Source organism: Deinococcus pimensis DSM 21231 (assembly GCF_000519345.1).
Lineage (GTDB): Bacteria > Deinococcota > Deinococci > Deinococcales > Deinococcaceae > Deinococcus_A > Deinococcus_A pimensis.
Genome location: NZ_KI912621.1, coordinates 26,422 through 29,409, shown reverse-complemented (window position 1 = coordinate 29,409; position 2,988 = coordinate 26,422). Strand labels below are relative to the sequence as shown.

Here is a 2,988-nt window from a genome sequence, read left to right as displayed (position 1 = left end):
CAGCGCGCCCGACCTGCCCGCCTTCCGTGAGGCGCTCCTCTGCGAGCTCGCCGAGGGCGCCGGGCTGGAGGCCGAGCAGCGCCACGGCTTCACCCCGCACGTGACGGTCGCGTTCGTCGCGCCGGACGAGCCGCACCCCCTGGAACGCATCGAGCCGCGACCCACCCGCTTCGAGACGCTCGAACTGTGGGTGGGACCCCAGCACGACGTGTTTCCCCTGCAGCCCGGCGGCGAGGAGGCCTCGCCCTGCCAGGTCACGCAGGCCGCCGAGAGCGCGGGCGGCTCCGTCGCGCCCGCCGCGCTCGCGGCGGTCGTGCAGGACTGGCTCGCGCGGGCCCGCACGACGCTGCCCGGGGAGCCCGTGGAGGCCCGCCCGCGCTGGCTGCACGAGGAACTCGACGACCTGCACACCCGCCTGCTCGCCGCGCACCTCGCGACGCCCACCCGCGGCGCCTCCGCGCTCGGACCCGAGGCGGCGCTCGTGGAACGCGCGCGGCGCATCCGCAGCGTCGAGACGGACCTCGGCCTGATCCTCGGCCGCGTCGAGGCGGACCTCACGCGCGCCGCGCCGGACGTGGACGCCGCCCAGGTCGGGGACCTGCTGGAGGAGGCCCTGCGGCCCCTGAGCACCTGGGCCGCCGCGACGGACGAGTCCTCCTACTGAACGGGGGGCTCGGACCCGCTCCTCACCGGCGCGCACGGTACACTGTCCGCATGACGCAGACCGCCGTGCGTGACACGCTACTGTTCGACCTGATCGAGCGCGAACGCGCCCGCCAGTTCGAGGGCCTCGAACTCATCGCCTCCGAGAACTTCGTCTCGCCCGCCGTCCGTGAGGCCGTCGGGTCCGTCCTGACGAACAAGTACGCCGAGGGCTACCCCGGCAAGCGCTGGTACGGCGGCTGCGAGGTCGTCGACGAGGTGGAGCGCCTCGCCATCGAACGCGCGAAGGAACTCTTCGGCGCCGCCTGGGCGAACGTGCAGCCTCACAGCGGCAGCAGCGCGAACCTCGCGGTGTACTTCGCGCTGCTCCAGAAGGGCGACAGGGTCCTCGGGATGGACCTCAGCCACGGCGGGCACCTCACGCACGGCAGCCCCGTGAACTTCTCCGGCCTCAACTACGAGGTCGTCTCCTACCGCGTGCGGCAGGACACGGAACGCCTCGACATGGACGAGGTGCGCGCCCTCGCGCACGAGCACCGCCCGAAGATGATCATCGCGGGCGCGAGCGCGTACTCGCGCATCATCGACTTCGCCGCGTTCCGCGCCATCGCGGACGAGGTCGGCGCGCTCCTCATGGCGGACATGGCGCACATCGCCGGGCTCGTCGCGGCGGGCGTGCACCCCAGCCCCGTCCCGCACGCGGACGTCGTCACGACCACCACGCACAAGACGCTGCGCGGCCCCAGGAGCGGCCTGATCCTCTCGCGCGACGCGGAGCTCGGCGCGCGGATCGACCGGATGGTGTTCCCCGGCACGCAGGGCGGCCCGCTGGAGCACGTCATCGCCGGGAAGGCCGTCGCGTTCGGCGAGGCCCTCCAGCCCGAATTCCGCGAGTACGCCGCGCAGATCGTCCGCAACGCCCAGGCGATGAGCCGCGCCTTCGAGGCGCGCGGCTACCGCGTCGTGTCGGGCGGCACGGACAACCACCTGTTCCTGCTCGACCTGCGCCCGCAGGGCCTCAACGGCACGAAGGCCACGAAGCTCCTCGACGCGGCGCACATCACCATCAGCAAGAGCACCCTCCCGTACGACACGGAGAAGATCCTGCACGGCGGCGGCATCCGCATCGGCACGCCCGCCGTCACCACGCGCGGCATGAAGGAGCACGACATGGACGTCGTCGCGGACCTCATCGACCGCGCCCTCAGGGGTGAGGACGCCGAGACGGTGCGCGCCGAGGTGAAGGCCTTCGCGAGCCGCTTCCCGCTCCCCTGACCGCCCGGGCCGCCGCTTCCCGCTCCCCTGACCGCCCGGGCCGCCGCTTCCCGCTCCCCTGACCGACAAGTCCTCGGACCGCCCTCGCCCCTTCGGTGAGGGCGGTCTTCACGTGCGCGCATTATTCTTGCCGCATGACGCAACGCCGCAACACCAGCCTCGCCGTCCTCGTCGTGGCCATCGTCGTCGTGCTCTGGCGCACCCTGTTCCCCTCCGGTCCCGGCACCTCCGGCGGCGACGCCACCACCTCCGGCGAGTGCGGCGACAAGTTCGCGTACGGACGCATCACCTTCACCGTGCAGGACCCCACCACCTTCCTGTGCCGCTCGCAGTACGCGGTGCTGCACGACGACGCGCGCAAGGTGCCGCTCTACTCCGCCGAGAAGCTCGTCGGGGAGGACGTGGACGCCGACGTGTCCCGCACGGAGGACTTCCGCCCCGACGAGGCGCTCCCCGCCAGCGAACGCGCCGAGCTGAACGACTACCGCGGCAGCGGCTTCGACCGGGGGCACATGACGCCCGCCGCCGACAGCGACACCCCGAAGGAGATGAGCGAGTCCTTCCTGCTGTCCAACATGGTCCCGCAGAACGGCCCCATGAACCAGGGCATCTGGGCGGGCCTGGAGGGCGCCACGCGCGCCTGCGCGCAGCAGGTGGGGGAGATCTACGTCATCACCGGGCCCGTCTTCGAGGGCAACGTCCGCACCATCGGGGACGGCGTGGCCGTGCCGAGCGCGCTCTACAAGATCGTGCTCGACGCGAAGTCCGGCGACAGCCGCGCGTTCCTCATGCCGAACCGCTCGCTGCGCCGCAGCAGCGACTACGCGCAGTACGAGACCACCATCGACGACGTGGAGCGCCGCACGAACCTCGACTTCTTCCCGCAGGGCAGCGTCGACGAGGCGCGGCGCGGGACGCTCTGCCCGCAGGCGTACGGTTCGTGACGGACCTCTTCGCCGCGCCTCCGGAGTACGCGCCGCGCAGCGTCCGCACGCGCGAGTGCTCCGGGTGCGGCGCGTGCTGCGTCGCGCCCGACATCAGCGCGCTCGG

Annotated in this window: 2 protein-coding genes and 1 pseudogene; all 3 read left to right on the top strand. The window is 72.6% G+C overall.

The features are described 5' to 3' along the window. Positions 1–664, top strand: a pseudogene (locus DEIPI_RS27895) (hypothetical protein); the annotation flags it as partial. Between the two features lie 50 nt (positions 665–714). Beyond that, positions 715–1,938, top strand: a complete 1,224-nt coding sequence (glyA, locus tag DEIPI_RS0102345; RefSeq protein ID WP_027480714.1) for a serine hydroxymethyltransferase — start codon at positions 715–717, stop codon at positions 1,936–1,938. 134 nt (positions 1,939–2,072) lie between these two features. After that, entirely contained in the window at positions 2,073–2,882 is an 810-nt protein-coding gene (locus DEIPI_RS27890; RefSeq protein ID WP_052351583.1) for a DNA/RNA non-specific endonuclease, read from the top strand. Positions 2,883–2,988 lie beyond the last annotated feature (106 nt).

Coding starts and splice junctions, on each gene's coding strand:
- glyA (WP_027480714.1), top strand. CDS start 715: ATGACGCAGACCGCCGTGCGTGACACGCTACTGTTCGACCTGATCGAG.
- DEIPI_RS27890 (WP_052351583.1), top strand. CDS start 2,073: ATGACGCAACGCCGCAACACCAGCCTCGCCGTCCTCGTCGTGGCCATC.